General features: G+C 67.1%; 16 protein-coding genes and 1 pseudogene. 8 read left to right on the top strand and 9 right to left on the bottom strand.

Annotated features, from left to right (window positions below; all coding sequences use genetic code 11):
- Positions 1–86: 86 nt before the first annotated feature.
- On the bottom strand, positions 87–743 hold the full coding sequence (locus ACFVTD_RS12315) for a TrmH family RNA methyltransferase (RefSeq protein ID WP_387563028.1): 657 nt from the start codon (positions 741–743) through the stop codon (positions 87–89).
- 70 nt (positions 744–813) lie between these two features.
- Between ACFVTD_RS12315 and ACFVTD_RS12310 the strand changes: the two genes are divergently transcribed.
- Entirely contained in the window at positions 814–1,650 is an 837-nt protein-coding gene (locus ACFVTD_RS12310) for an HAD-IIA family hydrolase (protein ID WP_387563025.1), read from the top strand.
- Here ACFVTD_RS12310 and ACFVTD_RS12305 read toward each other — a convergent pair.
- The 5 genes and pseudogenes from ACFVTD_RS12305 to ACFVTD_RS12285 form a co-directional block, all read right to left on the bottom strand.
- Positions 1,647–2,684 carry a thioesterase domain-containing protein gene (locus tag ACFVTD_RS12305; protein ID WP_387563023.1) on the bottom strand — a complete coding sequence of 346 codons (1,038 nt, stop codon included), beginning with the start codon at positions 2,682–2,684 and terminating at the stop codon, positions 1,647–1,649. The genes ACFVTD_RS12310 and ACFVTD_RS12305 overlap by 4 nt on opposite strands.
- A gap of 69 nt (positions 2,685–2,753) precedes the next feature.
- On the bottom strand, positions 2,754–3,374 hold the full coding sequence (locus ACFVTD_RS12300; RefSeq protein WP_387563020.1) for a hypothetical protein: 621 nt from the start codon (positions 3,372–3,374) through the stop codon (positions 2,754–2,756).
- 82 nt (positions 3,375–3,456) lie between these two features.
- The gene (locus tag ACFVTD_RS12295) at positions 3,457–4,203 is read right to left on the bottom strand and encodes a GAF and ANTAR domain-containing protein (protein WP_387563017.1); all 747 of its coding nucleotides are present in this window, start codon (positions 4,201–4,203) and stop codon (positions 3,457–3,459) included.
- Between the two features lie 146 nt (positions 4,204–4,349).
- The gene (gene pyrE / locus ACFVTD_RS12290) at positions 4,350–4,934 is read right to left on the bottom strand and encodes an orotate phosphoribosyltransferase (protein WP_387563590.1); all 585 of its coding nucleotides are present in this window, start codon (positions 4,932–4,934) and stop codon (positions 4,350–4,352) included.
- A gap of 48 nt (positions 4,935–4,982) precedes the next feature.
- A pseudogene (locus ACFVTD_RS12285) lies at positions 4,983–6,242 on the bottom strand (FAD-dependent oxidoreductase); the annotation flags it as partial.
- Positions 6,243–6,317: 75 nt separating this feature from the next.
- Here ACFVTD_RS12285 and nadE point away from each other — a divergent pair.
- Positions 6,318–7,172, top strand: a complete 855-nt coding sequence (gene nadE / locus ACFVTD_RS12280) for an ammonia-dependent NAD(+) synthetase (protein ID WP_387563014.1) — start codon at positions 6,318–6,320, stop codon at positions 7,170–7,172.
- A gap of 98 nt (positions 7,173–7,270) precedes the next feature.
- Here the strand turns inward: nadE and ACFVTD_RS12275 are convergent, their stop codons facing one another.
- On the bottom strand, positions 7,271–8,068 hold the full coding sequence (locus tag ACFVTD_RS12275; protein ID WP_387563011.1) for an IclR family transcriptional regulator: 798 nt from the start codon (positions 8,066–8,068) through the stop codon (positions 7,271–7,273).
- A 161-nt stretch (positions 8,069–8,229) separates the two neighbouring features.
- On the opposite strand from ACFVTD_RS12275, the gene ACFVTD_RS12270 reads away from it, so the two are divergent.
- The 4 genes from ACFVTD_RS12270 to ACFVTD_RS12255 all read left to right on the top strand — a co-directional run bounded on the left by ACFVTD_RS12270 (position 8,230) and on the right by ACFVTD_RS12255 (position 12,342).
- On the top strand, positions 8,230–8,946 hold the full coding sequence (locus ACFVTD_RS12270) for a CoA transferase subunit A (RefSeq protein WP_387563007.1): 717 nt from the start codon (positions 8,230–8,232) through the stop codon (positions 8,944–8,946).
- 66 nt (positions 8,947–9,012) lie between these two features.
- Positions 9,013–10,452: a short-chain fatty acid transporter gene (locus ACFVTD_RS12265; RefSeq protein WP_387563004.1), complete on the top strand. Its 1,440-nt coding sequence runs from the start codon at positions 9,013–9,015 to the stop codon at positions 10,450–10,452.
- A gap of 37 nt (positions 10,453–10,489) precedes the next feature.
- The gene (locus ACFVTD_RS12260; protein WP_387563002.1) at positions 10,490–11,161 is read left to right on the top strand and encodes a CoA transferase subunit B; all 672 of its coding nucleotides are present in this window, start codon (positions 10,490–10,492) and stop codon (positions 11,159–11,161) included.
- Positions 11,158–12,342, top strand: coding sequence for an acetyl-CoA acetyltransferase (locus tag ACFVTD_RS12255; RefSeq protein WP_387562999.1), 1,185 nt, complete (start codon positions 11,158–11,160; stop codon positions 12,340–12,342). The genes ACFVTD_RS12260 and ACFVTD_RS12255 overlap by 4 nt, the downstream gene beginning before the upstream one ends.
- Positions 12,343–12,519: 177 nt before the next feature.
- Here the strand turns inward: ACFVTD_RS12255 and ACFVTD_RS12250 are convergent, their stop codons facing one another.
- Both ACFVTD_RS12250 and ACFVTD_RS12245 read right to left on the bottom strand, forming a co-directional pair.
- The gene (locus tag ACFVTD_RS12250) at positions 12,520–12,669 is read right to left on the bottom strand and encodes a hypothetical protein (RefSeq protein ID WP_387562996.1); all 150 of its coding nucleotides are present in this window, start codon (positions 12,667–12,669) and stop codon (positions 12,520–12,522) included.
- Between the two features lie 9 nt (positions 12,670–12,678).
- Positions 12,679–13,251 carry a heme-binding protein gene (locus ACFVTD_RS12245; RefSeq protein WP_387562993.1) on the bottom strand — a complete coding sequence of 191 codons (573 nt, stop codon included), beginning with the start codon at positions 13,249–13,251 and terminating at the stop codon, positions 12,679–12,681.
- 197 nt (positions 13,252–13,448) lie between these two features.
- Here ACFVTD_RS12245 and ACFVTD_RS12240 point away from each other — a divergent pair, with 197 nt between their 5' ends.
- Both ACFVTD_RS12240 and ACFVTD_RS12235 read left to right on the top strand, forming a co-directional pair.
- On the top strand, positions 13,449–14,678 hold the full coding sequence (locus ACFVTD_RS12240) for a sensor histidine kinase (protein ID WP_387562990.1): 1,230 nt from the start codon (positions 13,449–13,451) through the stop codon (positions 14,676–14,678).
- Positions 14,675–15,301 carry a response regulator gene (locus ACFVTD_RS12235; RefSeq protein ID WP_387562987.1) on the top strand — a complete coding sequence of 209 codons (627 nt, stop codon included), beginning with the start codon at positions 14,675–14,677 and terminating at the stop codon, positions 15,299–15,301. The genes ACFVTD_RS12240 and ACFVTD_RS12235 overlap by 4 nt, the downstream gene beginning before the upstream one ends.
- Positions 15,302–15,382: the final 81 nt, after the last annotated feature.

Here is a 15,382-nt window from a genome sequence, read left to right as displayed (position 1 = left end):
GACCCTCAAGTAGACCGCTTACGGCTTGGCACCATCCTAGCCATTCCCGGGCTGGCAGGGTGTTTCGGGTCACCGGTCGGTAATACTCACACGTGCTGGTTGAAGACGTGCCGGCGGATCCAGGCGTGCATCGCGATCGCCGCTGCGGACGCGGCGTTGATGGAACGGGTGGAGCCGAACTGCTCGATGGACAGGGTCGCGGCCGCCGCCTGGTGGACTTCCGGGGTCAGGCCAGGGCCCTCCTGGCCGAACACCAGCACGCAGTCGCGCGGCAGTTCATACGTTTCCAGGGGCACCGAGTCCGGGAAAATGTCTATCCCGATGATCGCGAGCCCCTCCCCTTGCGCCCACTGGACGAAGTCCTCAACGGTGGGGTGGTGGCGGACGTGCTGGTAGCGGTCGGTGACCATGGCGCCGCGACGGTTCCACCGCCGTCGGCCGATGATGTGGACTTCCTTGGCGAGGAAGGCGTTGGCGGTCCGCACGACTGTGCCGATGTTCAGGTCGTGCTGCCAGTTTTCGATGGCCACGTGGAAGTTGTGCCGCCGCGAGTCCAGCTCCGCGACGATCGCCTCGTGCTTCCAGTAGCGGTATTTGTCCAGCACGTTGCGCCGGTCGCCGTCGGCCAGGAGGTCGGGGTCCCAGTGGTCGCCTTCAGGCAGTTCCCCTTCCCAGGGCCCGACGCCGACCTCCGCCTTTGCGGGTTCGGCCTCCCCGGGATGGTGGTCGGGTTCGTCTGTCATGCCGGGCGTTTGGTTCACCCTTCAACACTAGACTGGGTTCTTCGGGCAACCATCACAGGCGGAGGCAGGCATGGCAGAAGCAGACGAGGTAACAGGCAACCCCGCGGTATACCGCAGCGGCCAGGAGATCGAGTGCTGGCTGACGGACATGGATGGCGTCCTGGTGCACGAAAACCAGCCCATTCCCGGCGCGGCCGAGCTGATCCAGCGCTGGGTGGATACGTCCAAGCGGTTCCTGGTGCTGACCAACAACTCCATCTTCACGCCCCGCGACCTCGCCGCCCGCCTGCGTGCCTCCGGACTGGAGATCCCGGAGGAGAACATCTGGACGTCGGCCCTGGCCACGGCCCAGTTCCTGAAGGACCAGGTCTCCGCCGGCGGGGCGGAGTCCGGAAACCGTGCCTACACCATCGGCGAGGCAGGGCTGACGACGGCGCTGCACGAGGCAGGCTTCATCCTCACCGACCAGAATCCGGACTTCGTGGTGCTCGGCGAGACGCGCACTTATTCCTTCGAGGCGATCACCACGGCCATCCGCCTGATCCTCGCCGGCGCCCGGTTCATCGCCACCAACCCGGACGCCACCGGGCCGTCCAAGGACGGCCCCATGCCGGCCACGGGTGCCATCGCGGCCCTGATCACCAAGGCCACCGGCCGCGAACCGTACATCGTGGGCAAGCCGAACCCCATGATGTTCCGGTCCGCGATGAACCAGATCGACGCGCACTCGGAAACCACCGCCATGATCGGTGACCGGATGGACACGGACATCATTGCCGGCATGGAGGCCGGCCTGCACACCGTCCTGGTCCTCAGCGGCATCACGCACAAGGACGACATCGCCGCGTACCCGTTCCGGCCCAACCAGGTGCTCAACTCCGTGGCGGACCTGAAGAACCAGATTTAGAAGATACTGACCCGGGATCCGCCCCGGGGCAGCGGGAAGAACTCGTCCAGCAGTCCCGTGACCAGGGGCCGGTAGATCTGCGGGTTCCAGCCCGGGCTGGCGTGGGCGGGCACCGCCCCGGTGGTCTGGAGGGTGCTGGAGACCATGTTGTCCTTGTACACCACGGCCCAGGTTTCGGAGGCGGTCTCGTAGTCCACGGTGGCGTCCTTCGGGTTGCCCAGGTAGGCCATCTTGGCCGTCCCGAGCTGTCCGGCGAACTGCCGTCCCTCAAAGTGGTAGATGTAGGCGGACTCCGTCTGGACCAGGATGTTGGACGGGGCAATCGGTGAGAGCTGCTCCAGCGTCTGGTTGAGGATCTGCCGCCAGCTCCTTTCATCCTTGTGGATGATCCGCTCCCCCAGTTCATACCCGCCGCGGAGGGTGGACGGGAACCTGACACCGCTCTCGTAGAGGAACACCACGCCGTCGAACCAGCTTTGGTCCAGGACGTCGTGGGCACTGTACGGGCTGGAGTCCAGCAGGATGAACTGCACCTGGATGCCCAGGGCCAGGAGCCGTGCCGCCACTTGGGTGGCAAGCATCCCGCCGAAACTGTGCCCGTAAAAGAAGAGCTTGGTGATCTTCTCAGCGGCGGCGTAGTCGGCGATTGCGACGACCACCTCTGAGACGTTCAGCCCCAGGTTGGAATATCCGACGGCGGCGAGCCGGGCACGCTTGTTCAGGGCACCGCGGAGCGTGTTCAGGATCCACTGCGCCTCTTCCCAGCTGGTTTTGTACCCGGGGAACAGGAACCAGCCGGCGTCCGGGTAGTAGGCGTCGGCGAAGTCATCGGCGACGGACAGGATCCGGGTGGTCCGGCGCTGCGACTGCACTTCACGGGTCACCAGCATGTCGGCGGCCAGCAGTCCGGACGCGCCGGCACCGGCCAGGAATGAACGGCGTGAGAAGCGTTTCAGGGCAGCGGCTTCGGCCAGCAGCCGGGCGTCGGAGACCCCGCGCCGGCCCTGCGGATGGACCTCCCCCTCATACGGCACATTCCTACCGTAAGCCCAGGCAAACGCGCCACCGCAATGAACGGAGGTAACCGTTCGGTGACGCCGGGGTCAGCTGGCGGCCTGTCCTTCGGTGGCCGGGAAGGGTGCCTGCGGTTCCTGCTGGCGGCGTAGGATTTCCAGTCCGATGTCGTTGTAACGGCCCAGCAGGTCGGCGCCGTCGGGTGCCTCCGGGTTGTCCAGCAGGGCAAAGGCGGAGTCGCTGGCGAGCAGGAGCTCCTGGTCGGTGTATTCGGTCAGCGGACGACCGTACAGCTCTTCGATCCACATGACCGGAAGTTGGGGGAATTCGCCTGCGAAGTCGCCGCCCGGAAAGAGCTCCCTAATGTCGTCGTCCATGATGAGCGGCCGGCGGCTGGAAGCGTCGCCTGCCGCCCAGTCCTGGGCTGTGGGCGTGAGCTGAAGGGAGACTCCCGAGGACGGAGCGCCCAGCAGGGACTTGGTGTCCATGGCGTTGAGGTCGCTGCGCAGCCCTGCCAGGGCGGAGGATTCGACAAGTTCAGCCAGCGAGAGGTCCACGCAGATGCGGCAGCGGATGCCCATCCGCCGGACCCGGCGGATGATGTGGACCAGTTCAGCACGGGAATCGTGGTGAAGGGCCCCCCGGACTTCAATCCGGACGATGTCGGCAGGGACATCAAGGTTAACGAGTGCGTCTAGCGCGCGGTCCATAGGTACTCCAAAAGAGGTTCTATGGCCGACGGCTCAACCTCCGCAAGCGTAACCCCCACCGGGCCACCGCACAACCTGCGGCTCAGGCGCGCGGACCGGGGCTGACTTTGCGGGGCTCCTGGTAGTGGGTGTGGGCGCCGGAGCCACCCACCGAATCCACCAGGGACTTGGCTATGTCCCGCAGTTTGGTGTTGCTGTTGCTGGAGGCCTCCGTGAGGATTTCGACGGCGGCTTCCTGGCTGCACCGGTTCTGCGCCATGACGATGCCGATGGCGATGTCGATGATGGTCCGCGATTCCAGCGTGGCCCGAAGGTTGGATGCACTGTCTGCGTGCAGCGAGAACCTGACGGCCAGCCGCAGCGCCTCGGAGATCTCGCGGGTGAAGTCCCGCGCCCTGTCCGCGGCGCGCCCGTCGAATTTGTGCGGAGCGTCCGAGTAGAGGTTCAGTGCCGCCTTGGCCTCCCCCTGCAGGTTGAATGGCAGGGACAGGACCGAACGCAGCCCGTGCGAGGCCACCGCTGCTGCGTAGTCCGGGCCCCACCGGCCCTCCCGCAAAAGGTCGGGGACGTAGACTTCGCGCTCTTCCTTTGCCGCGGTCAGGCAGGGGCCCTGGGCCAGGGAGTACTGGATTTCATCCACTTCCCGCGCCGATTCGCTGCTCCAGCCAATGGTGGCAGCCTTGCGGTCGCGGAGCAGCGTGATGCCGCACAGGGCGTCGTCGCCGTCGCCGGCCATCTGGTGCGCGGAGAAGCGGGCCAGCTCGTTGAGGAAGTCTTCGAAGTCAGCGCTTTCCAGGATGAGGTTCTGGACCTGGTCGGTGGCGCTCAAAGGCTGTTGTGGGGGGAGCAAAGTGCGGTGTCTCCAAAGCGGCTGAAAAGTGTTATTGCATATGATAAATCAGCCTTGCGCGGGGGCCAACAGCCGCCCGCGGGAGTCCATACTGGAGCCGGCCGCGGGGCCGGCTCCAAGCGGGACTATGCCAGCCCCAGTTCGTCCTTGCCGAACGCGAACAGGTAGGGAACGCCGGTTTCGGCTTCGATCTTTTCCTTGGCACCGGTGTCGCGGTCCACGATCACGGCCACCGCCACGACGTTGCCGCCTGCTTTCCGGACGCCTTCCACCGCGGTCAGCGCGGAACCGCCCGTGGTGGACGTGTCCTCCAGGACCAGAACGTTACGGCCCTCAACGGACGGCCCCTCCACCTGGCGGCCCATACCGTAGGACTTCTGGGCCTTCCGGACCACGAATGCGTCCACGGTCCGGCCGGCGTCGACGGCTGCGTGCATGACCGCGGTGCCCACGGGGTCGGCACCCATGGTGAGGCCTCCCGCGCACTCGAAGTCGATGCCGGCGTCGTCCACCAGGGCCAGCATGACCTGGCCCACCAGCTTGGACGCTTCGTGGTGCAGCGTGATGCGGCGCAGGTCAATGTAGTAATCGGCCTCGGCTCCGCTGGAGAGGATCACCTTGCCGCGGACCACGGCGAGTTCCTTGATCAGTTCGAGCAGTCGGGCGCGGGCAGCCGCGGTGTCTACCGCAGTGTCAGTGGGCGAAGTCATGGCCCCCAGTTTAGTGGGTGGCGCGACGGTGAGCGGGCGGGCGAAGCCAGGGGCGTGCTCCGGGCGGGGACCGATCGCCACAACCCGCGGCAGGACGCGCTTCACCACGGGATTGTGGCGCAGGATGAAGAAGAGGATGCGCTGGATGGGAAACCCAGTCCCGGCACCCCTGCCGGCCAGCATGTCCCCGGACAGGGTCCCCGCGAAGAGTGGAACGAACACCAGCCGGTGCAGGATGCGCTGCACGGTCTGGACCACCACCGTGGGCATGCGGCGCCGGCGCTGGATCGAAGCGAGGGTCCTGGTCCGTACATGCCCCTGGCGCAGGTCCGGCGCCATCCGTTCCGCGGCCGCCACGGCGTCCTGGATGGCCAGGTTGATGCCCACCCCGCCCGCGGGCGACATCGCGTGCGCAGCGTCGCCAATGCACAGGAACCCGTCGACGTACCATCGCCGCAGCCGGTTCAGCCTGACGTCCAGCCAGTGCAGGTCCGCCACGCTGCGGATCGAATCGACACGGTCGGCGAGGTCGGGACGGAGTGCTGCCACCCGTTGGCGGAACTTTTCCACGCCTCCTTCCCGGATCCTGGCGTCCGAGCCTTTGGGCGTCAGGTAGCCCATTTGGTAGTAGTCGGTGCGGTTGAGCGCGATCATGGCGTCCCGGTTCCCCAGCGAGGGCACCACGCCCGCAACGTCGCCCTGCTCCGAGGCGTGGCGGGGGATCTTGAACCACCACGTATCGAAGGGCACCGGATACTCCTTCGCCCTCATCCCTGCTGCCTGGCGCAACACCGAATGGCGGCCGTCGGCGGCCACCACAACGTCGGCATGCAGCACGCGTTCAACGCCGTCCACGGCGTCGCCGGTGGAGCGGTAGCGCACCCCGGTGACGCGACCGCCGTCGAACTCCAGGCCGGTGGCCTCGGTCTCCATGAGCAGGGTGAATGTCGGTTCCGCTGCGGCGGCCGAGGCCAGGAAATCCAGGAAGTCCCACTGCGGCATCATGGCCACGTAGTTGTACGGGGGCTTCAGGGAGTCGAAGGCCGCCAGCGTGACCAGCCCGGCGCCGGGGACCGGGACGGCTACATTGTCCAGCCGGCTTTGCGGCAGGGCCCGGAATCCGGCACCCAGGCCCAGCTCGTCGATCAGCCGGATGGTGGACGCGTGCACCGTGTCGCCGCGGAAGTCCCGCAGGAAATCCCGGTGCTTTTCCAGGACAGCAACGTGCACTCCGGCCCGTGCCAGCAGCAGGCCAAGCATCATTCCTGCGGGCCCGCCGCCCACCACGGCACATCCCGTCCGCTCCATGCCATAAAGCTACGCCGCGCGGGGGCCGGCCGGAACAGTTGAGGGTTGTTGACAGCGCTGGCTAGGCTGGACAGCATGCGCGAACTCCAGGCCAAGATCATTGAAGAAATGGGCGTTCAGCCCCGGATCGATCCCGCGGGGGAGGTGCGCAAACGCGTCACTTTCCTCAAGGAATACTTGAAGGCCACCCACACCAAGGGCTTTGTCCTGGGCATCTCCGGCGGCCTGGATTCCTCGCTCGCCGGAAGGCTGGCCCAGCTGGCGGTGGATGAGCTTGGGGCCGAGGGCGTCGAGGCCAACTTCGTTGCGGTCCGCCTCCCCTACGGCGTGCAGCACGATGAGGAGGACGCCCAGGCAGCGCTGGACTTCATCAAGGCCAAGACGGAATGGACGTTCAACATATCGGCAGCGGTGGACGGCTTCGAGGACGAGTTCGAGAAGACCGTGGGCTCGGAAATCTCCGACTTCCACAAGGGAAACACCAAGGCCCGCACCCGGATGATCGCCCAGTATGCGCTGGCCGGCGAGTTCAACTACCTGGTGATCGGCACGGACCACGGCGCAGAGTCGGTCACGGGCTTTTTCACCAAGTACGGCGACGGCGGTGCGGACATCCTGCCCCTGTTTGGCCTGAACAAGCGGCAAAACCGGGCCCTCCTGGCTGAGCTGGGCGCACCGGCCCGCGTGTGGGAGAAGGTGCCCACCGCGGACCTGCTGGATGACCGGCCGGGCCGCACGGATGAGGACGAGCTGGGTATCAGCTACGACCAGATCGACGACTACCTCGAAGGCCGCGACGTTCCGGACGCGGTGGCCGAATCCATCGAGCAAAAGTACCTCCGGACGCGCCACAAGCGCACCGTGCCGGTGACCATCTTTGACACGTGGTGGAAGGGCGAGGGTCCTGTGGAGCCCCGCGCCGGGCTGTAGCCTTCCGCTGATCTTCCCCACCTTTGGGACGTACGACGGCGGGCCGCGCCGGAAAAGCGCGGCCCGCCGTCGTGGTTTCACGCCAAAGCCGGGGAGACTCAGCGGGTGCGCCGGCCGCCGTCCACTCCCCCGCCCAGCTGCTGCGTGATCCGGTGGGCCTCTGCCATCAGCAGCCCGCCCAGCTCCTCCTGCCGTTCGGGCTTGAAGCGCGGTTCGATACCTGTCAGCGACAATGCCCAGGCGGGCCGCCCTGACCGGTCGAACACCGCAGCGCCCATCCCCCAGCTTCCTTCCAGGACCAGCCCCGGGTTCACCGAGTAGCCGGCCAGCCGGGTGCGGGCCAGGTTCTCCCGGACCCGATCGACCGTATGGTTCGCCGCGAACGCGCCGGCGTGCTCCACCCACCGGCCCAGCAGCTCCTCCTGCTCATCCTTGGGCAGGAAGGCCAGGATGGCTGTACCGGCCGACGCGACGCCCAACGGAAACCGGACTCCCTCGTGCAGGACAAAGGACCTGACGGGGAAGGTCCCCTCTTCACGCAGCAGGCACACCGTCTCATTTCCCCGGCGGATGGAGAAGAAGGCGCTTTCCCCCGTGGCCTGGGCAAGCCTGCGCAGGCTGGGCCGGGCGATGTCCTCCATGGGGAACCGGGCCGACGCCACCGATCCCATGAGCAGGATTTCCGGGCCAAGGACCCAGTTGCCCGTGACGGAATCGTGGTCCAGCAGGCCTTCCGCGGCGAGCGAGGCCAGGAGCCGGTGGACGGTTGGCCGGGTCAGGCCTGATTCCCGGACCAGGACCGCGAGAGGCAGCCCCTCGGCGCTGCGGCCCACCAGCCGGAGCAGTCCCGCGATCCGCGCCACCACCTGGGCGCCCTGCACCGGCGTCGATGCCATCACTTCCCCCTTGTCCACAATATGGATGCTTTTAGCCGTACTGTCCATACTGTATGCCATTTACCAGTGATTCTTGACACGTTCTCCCAGGCCGCCGTAGTCTCCAAACTCAGATCCCAAGCGTCCACAAAGTGGACTACCGCGCTCAACGAGGAGACGTCATGAAGAAACTCCAGGATTCTGCCGCCGCCGCCCTGGACGGGGCACTGCATGACGGCATCACCCTTGCCGTCGGCGGATTTGGCTTGAGCGGCATCCCGGCCGACCTGATCGAAGCCGTCCGCGACTCCGGAGTCCGTGACCTCACCGTGGTCTCCAACAACATGGGCGTGGACGGCAAAGGGCTCGGCATCCTGATCGAAGCCGGCCAGGTCCGCAAGGTGATCGCCTCCTACGTTGGCGAAAACAAACTGTTCGCCGAGCAGTACCTCGCCGGCAAGCTGGAGGTCGAGTTCACCCCGCAGGGCACCCTGGCCGAGCGGCTCCGCGCCGGCGGCGCAGGAATCCCGGCCTTCTACACCAAGACAGGCGTGGGCACCCTGGTGGCCGAAGGCAAGCCGCACGAGGTGTTCGACGGCGAAACGTACGTCCGCGAGCGCGCCATCGTTGCCGACGTCGCCCTGGTCCATGCGCACACCGCGGACACGGACGGCAACCTGGTCTACCGCTACACGGCCCGGAACTTCAACCCGGTGGTGGCCACGGCGGGGATCCTGACCGTCGCCGAGGCCGAAGTGGTCGTGGCGCCCGGCGACCTGGACCCGAACCACATCGCCACGCCCGGCGTCTTTGTCCAGCGGCTGGTGCAGGCCACGGACCGGGTCAAGGACATCGAGCAGCGCACCGTCCGGCAGCGCACCGGCCTCGTCTCCGCCTGACGGCCCACTCCTGCCCAGGTCCACGCCCGTCCCTGATCCACAGCACTCGATGGAGAGACAACCCTCATGACCACCACGCAAACCGACCACCCGGACGTCCGCCAGAAGGGTTTGGCCCGGATGGCTGAAACGCTGGCCGGCTGGACGCAGAAGTGGTTCCCTGACGCGTACATCTTTGCCCTCGCCGGCGTCGTGCTGGTGGCCCTCGCGGCGCTGGCCATCGGCGCGTCACCCAAGGCCGTGGTGGATTCCTTCGGCAACGGGTTCTGGGACCTCACGGCGTTTACCCTGCAGATGGCCATGGTGGTATTGACCGGTTATGTGGTGGCAACGTCGCCGCCCGTTGCCAGGCTGATTGACCGGCTGGCACAGGTCCCCAACTCCGCGCGCACCGCCGTCAGCTTCGTGGCTGTCCTGTCCATGTCCGTGTCATTCGTGAACTGGGGCCTGAGCCTGATCTTCGGCGGGCTCCTGGCGCGGGCGGTGGCCCGGCGGGCAGACCTGCACGTGGACTACCGCGCCCTCGGCGCCGCAGCCTTCATGGGCCTGGGCGCCGTCTGGGCCCTGGGCATGTCCTCCTCCGCCGCGCAGCTGCAGGCGACCAAGGCCTCCATTCCCCCGGCGCTGCTGAAGGTCACCGGCGTCCTGGACTTCGGCACCACCATCTTCACCTGGCAGTCCCTGCTGACCCTGCTCATCCTCATGGTCCTCACCACCGTCATTGCGCACTTTTCGGCACCGACGGGAAGCGCCGTGAAAACGGCGGCCGACCTCGGCGTCGACCTCGATGACCAGCCCGAACCGCCGGCCGAAAAGTCACGGCCCGGCGAATGGCTCGAATACAGCAGGGTCCTGCCCATCCTGGCCGGCGTGCTCACCCTCGGCTGGCTGGTGTCCCAACTGCTGACCCTGCCCATCCTCAGCGTGGTCAGCTCACTCAATGGCTACCTCCTGGTCTTCCTGATGCTGGGACTGGTCCTCCACGGAACCCCGCGCAAATTCCTGCAGTCGGTCACCAAGGCGGTCCCGGCAACGGCGGGAATCCTGGTGCAGTTTCCGCTATATGCCGCGATGGCCGCCATCCTGACCAAGGCCACCGGCGCCGGCGGCCTATCGGTATCCGAGCACCTGGCCCACTTCTTCACCAGCATCGGCGGCAACGGGGCGTTCGCCGTCATCATCGCCATCTACACAGCCATCCTGGGCATGTTCGTCCCGTCCGGCGGTGGGAAGTGGCTGGTGGAGGCACCCTACGTCATGCAGTCCGCCACGGACGTGAATATGAACCTTGGCTGGACCGTACAGATCTACAACATGGCCGAGGCCCTGCCGAACCTGGTCAACCCGTTCTTCATGCTCCCGCTGCTCGCGGTGCTGGGCCTGCGTGCCCGGGACTTGGTGGGCTTTACGTTCCAGCAGTTCCTGTTCCACCTGCCGGTGGTGCTGCTGCTCGCGTGGCTGCTGGGCATGACGTTCGAGTTCGTGCCGCCGGTAATACCCAACTAATCCAACGAGAACAGCTAGAAGACCAAGGAGAAACCCCATGGGATGGACCAGGGATGAAATGGCTGCCATCGCGGCCGCGGAACTGAACGACGGCGACTACGTGAACCTGGGAATCGGCATTCCCACACTGGTGGCCAACAACTTGCCCGAGGGCGTGCGGGTGGTCTTGCAAAGCGAGAACGGCCTGCTGGGCATGGGGCCGTTCCCCTACGACGGCGAGGAGGACGCGGACCTGATCAACGCCGGCAAGCAGACCGTCACGGTGTTGCCGGGCGGGAGCATCTTCGACTCGGCCACCTCGTTCGGCATGATCCGCGGCGGCCACGTCAAGGTGGCCATCCTTGGCGCCATGCAGGTCTCCGGCAACGGCGACCTGGCCAACTGGACCATCCCGGGCAAGATGGTCAAGGGCATGGGCGGCGCCATGGACCTGGTGGCCGGAACCCCGCGCGTCGTGGTCCTCACTGAGCACAACGCCAAGGACGGCACCGCGAAAATCGTCCGCGAATGCACGCTGCCGCTGACCGGGCTCAGCTGCGTGGACCGGATCGTCAGCGACCTCGCCGTGTTCGACCTTTACAAAACGGACGACGGCGGCCGGAAGCTGACGCTGACCCGGCTGGCCCCGGGGGTCACGGTAGAGGAGATCCGGGAAAAGACCGAAGCCGGTTTTGAGGTCCGGCTCGAGAACGAGGACGTGGCGGCATGAGCCTGAAGGAACAGTTCGGCAAGGACGTCCTGCTCACCGGCTGGGGCCACAGCCGGTTTGGCAAGCTGACGGAGGAGACCCTCGAATCCCTGATCGTCCAGGTGGCCACCGAAGCGATCGGGAACGCGGGGATCGAGCCCGGGCAGATCGACGAGATCTACATCGGCCAGTTCAATTCCGGCATGATGCCGCTGGCGTTCCCGTCCTCCCTGGCCCTGCAGGCCTCACCGGCCCTGGCCAACGTACCCTCCACCCGGGTTGAAAACGCCTGCGCTTCGGGTTCGGCGGCGTTCCAGCAGGGCACCAAGTCGCTGCTGGCCGGCACCGCCCGGACCGTCCTGGTGATCGGCGCCGAGAAGATGACCCACGCCGGTGCGGACGTGGTGGGCGCTGCCCTGCTCGGCGCTGACTATGACATGGCGGGCAAGCCCTCCACCACGGGCTTCACCGGGCTTTTTGCCGAGGTCGCGAAGCACTACGAAAAGCGGTACGGGCCCGTCTCCGATGTGCTGGGCAGCATCGCGGCGAAGAACCACCGCAACGGCGTGGACAACCCCTACGCCCAGCTCCGGAAGGACCTCGGCGAGGACTTCTGCCGCACAGTTTCGGACAAGAACCCGATGGTGGCGGACCCGTTGCGCCGCACGGACTGTTCGCCCGTCTCGGACGGTGCGGCCGCCGTCGTGCTGTCCGTCTCCCCCACAGGGGGCGCCACCGCCCCGGTCCGGCTCGCGGGCTTCGGCCAGGCCAACGACTTCTTCCCCGCCGAACGCCGGGACCCTACGGCTTTCGCCGCAACCCGCGCCTCCTGGCAACGGGCCATGGCGATGGCCGGCGTGGGCCTGGGGGACCTGGATTTCGCCGAGGTGCACGACTGCTTCACCATCGCGGAGCTGCTCATGTACGAGGCCATCGGACTCACCGAACCAGGCCAGGGTGCCCGGGCCATCGAGGAAGGCTGGGTCTTCAAGGACGGCAAGCTTCCCATCAACGTCTCCGGCGGCCTGAAAGCCAAGGGCCACCCAGTGGGGGCCACCGGAGTCTCCCAGCACGTCATCGCCGCCATGCAGCTCACCGGCACAGCCGGGGACATGCAGCTCGCGGGACCGCGCCGGGCGGCTGTCCAGAACATGGGCGGAGTGGGCATCGCCAACTACGTCAGCGTCCTGGAAGCCGTCTGAGCTGACGGCCCGCTGAATCTCCCCCCGGCTTCCAAGCCCGACGGCGGCGCGTCGCACCAAAAGTGCGGCGCGCCGTCGTCGTTATCCGGCAAAGGTGGGGAAACCCGGCGGTCCCGCACGCCAACGACCTAACCCCGGCCGCGGATCACGGCGGCTATCTCCGGATAACCGAGTTGCTCAGCGTTCTGCAGCGACGTCCGGCCTTTCGGGTCGCGGATTCCGGGGGGTATCCACTTCCTGCGGCTGGCCGGGACTGGCCTGGCACGCGGCCAGGTGCAACCCCAGCGCGGCCACGGCCATGAGTGCTGCGATGCTTCCGGGCCTCATGCGTCCAGCCTATTTCGCGGCGCCGGCGATGGCCTCAGCGCCGGCCGCCGCGCAGGCTTCATCCAGGGCGCCGTCAGGGGCCCCACCGACGCCGATGCCGGCCACGGAGACCCCGTTGATCTTCAGTGGGACACCGCCTGCGAGGAACAGGGTACCCGGCAGGTCCGCGATGGAGGGACCGTTGCCGTTGACGCGCCTGGCCAACTCGCTGGTGGGGGCACCGAACGCGGCTGCCGTATAGGCCTTCTGCTTTGCCGCTTCGATGGTGTGGGCGGCGGCGTTGTCGCCCCGGAGCAAGGCCTGGACAGTACCAAAGCGGTCAACGAGGGCCACCGTGACGAACGGCAGCTTGTCGGCCTGGCACTTCGCGAGCGCCGCCGTGACGGCCTGGGCGGAGGCACCGGCGGCAATGCGGTTTTGCTGCACCACCGTTTCCGGAGCCGGCTGGACATCAACGGCAGGTACGACGACGGGTGCTTCCACAGTGCCCGCGGTACCGGCGTTGGCGGCAGCCGTTGCTCCGGCAGTGATCAGGAGGGCGCCGGCAGCGGCGGCGGCGAGGGCTTTGGTGGACTTCTTCAAGGTGTTTCCTTAGGTCAGAAAGGGATCGTGTTGCCGGTTTCCATATTTCCGGGAAGAACGGGCCCTTCCATCGGGCCTTCGTCTGGTCCCGGCTCCGACGAAAGGCCAGCCGTATCAGCCAAAAGGATGAGGCACCGGACAACCGGTGAGCCCTAGCATGGAAGGCAGCACTTCCCGCCACCAGATCCGGATCCAGCATGCCCGCCAGAGCCACCCCCCAACGCATCGGGCCAGCCCAGGCCGCCGCCGGTCAGAGCGCCGGCTCCCGCCGTCCGCTGCATGGCAATGCCAAAGGCGGGCTGGGCAGCATCGAGGCAGCCGTCCACCTGGGTTTCGCCGTCCTCCTGGTGGCCTCGGTGGTCCGGTACGTCATGCGGCATACCCCGGCCGACAATCTCTTGGTCCTGGGGCTCGCCATTGCCGCATGCCTGCTCTACGCCGTCGTGGCCCTGCTCTTGGTACAGGACCGCCGCGGAACCCCGTGGATGGCTGCGCTGGTGGCGGTCTGGGCGGTCCTGGTTGTGGCTGCACCGAGTTTCGGGTGGTGTTCCTTCGCTCTTTTCTTCCTCTGCAGGAGCGCCCTGCGCGGTGCCGCGTCCTATCTCCTGGCCGGCGCCATCACACTCGCCACCGCCGCCGGCCTGTTCCGGCTGGGCAACGGTACCGACTTGGCCATGCTTTTGGGGCCCGTGGCCGTGGGCGTCATGCTGACACTGATTTACGACCGGATCCAGCACGACGCCGAGGAGCAGCGCCGCCTGCATGCGGACATTTCCCTGGCCCAGGGCCAACTGGCCGCCAGCGAGCGACGGGCGGGCACCATTGCGGAACGCGAGCGGGTGTCGCGGGAAATCCATGACACTGTCACCCAGGGCCTCGCCAGCAGCCTGCTCCTGCTCGAGGCCGCTGGCCGTGGATGGCCCAGTGCAGCAGCCCGTGACGGCCTTCTCCAGGCCACCAGCCTGCTCCGCGCGAACCTGGCGGAGACCCGGAGCCTGGTCCATGAGCTGGCCTCGCCCGGTTTGGAATCGGTTCCCTTGCCGGAGGCACTGCTGGCCACCGCCCGCCAGTACGTTCCCGGGATCACGCTGCTGGTGACCGGTGAGCTGCGGCCGGTTTCCCCTGACGTTCGCCACGCCCTGCTGCGCGTCGTGCAAAGCGCGGCGTCGAACATCCTGCTCCACGCTGCGGCGTCGGCGGCCACGGTAACGCTGGGCTTCCTGCCGGACGCCGTGACTTTGGATATTTACGATGACGGCGCCGGCTTCGATCCGGGGGCGGCAGCTCCGCCGTCGCACACCGGAGGCTACGGGCTGCGGGCCATGCGGCGGCGGGTGGAGCAGCTGGGCGGAACATTTTCCGTGCAGAGCGCCCCTGGCGACGGAACAATCGTGGCGGCGCAGCTGCCGGTGGTGGCGGGCGCATGAACAGCATCACCGTCCTGCTGGTGGACGACCACCTGGTAGTCAGGAGCGGACTGCGCGCATTGCTCAGCACGGAGCCGGACATCGAGGTGGTGGCCGAAGCCGCGTCCGGCGAGGATGCCGTGCAACTGTCCCAGGCGTTCTCCCCGGCGGTGGTGGTGATGGACCTTGCAATGGGGCCGGGCATGGATGGGCTCGAAGCGATCAGGCGGATCAGGGACCTCAACGGCCGGCAGGCCATCCTGGTGTTCACCACGTACGACTCCGACGCCGACATCGTCCGCGCCGTGGATGCCGGCGCCATGGGCTACCTGTTGAAGGATGCTGTCCCGGAGGAGATTTTTGCCGCCATCAGGGGGGCGGCCGTGGGCAGAAGCGTGATGAGCCCGCCGGTGGCATCCCGGCTGTTCCAGCAGCTCCGCAATCCCGAGGAAGTCCTGACGCCACGGGAGGCCGAGCTGTTGGGCCTCCTCACTGAGGGCCTCAGCAACCGCGAACTCGGCCGGCGGCTTTTTATCTCCGAGGCCACGGTCAAAACCCATCTGGCGCACATCTACGCCAAGCTCGGGGTGGACACCAGGGCCGCCGCCATCGCCACCGCGATACGGCGCGAGGGCATGCGTTGACGGCGCTTTATGGCGCATACCCTTGCACCCAGAGCCTGCGCCCCGTACGTTGGGGTCTGTGGGGGACTAACTCCCGCACAC

Origin of the sequence: Pseudarthrobacter sp. NPDC058119 (genome assembly GCF_042884655.1) — a bacterium.
Lineage (GTDB): Bacteria > Actinomycetota > Actinomycetes > Actinomycetales > Micrococcaceae > Arthrobacter.
This window is presented reverse-complemented; position numbering and strand designations above follow the sequence as displayed.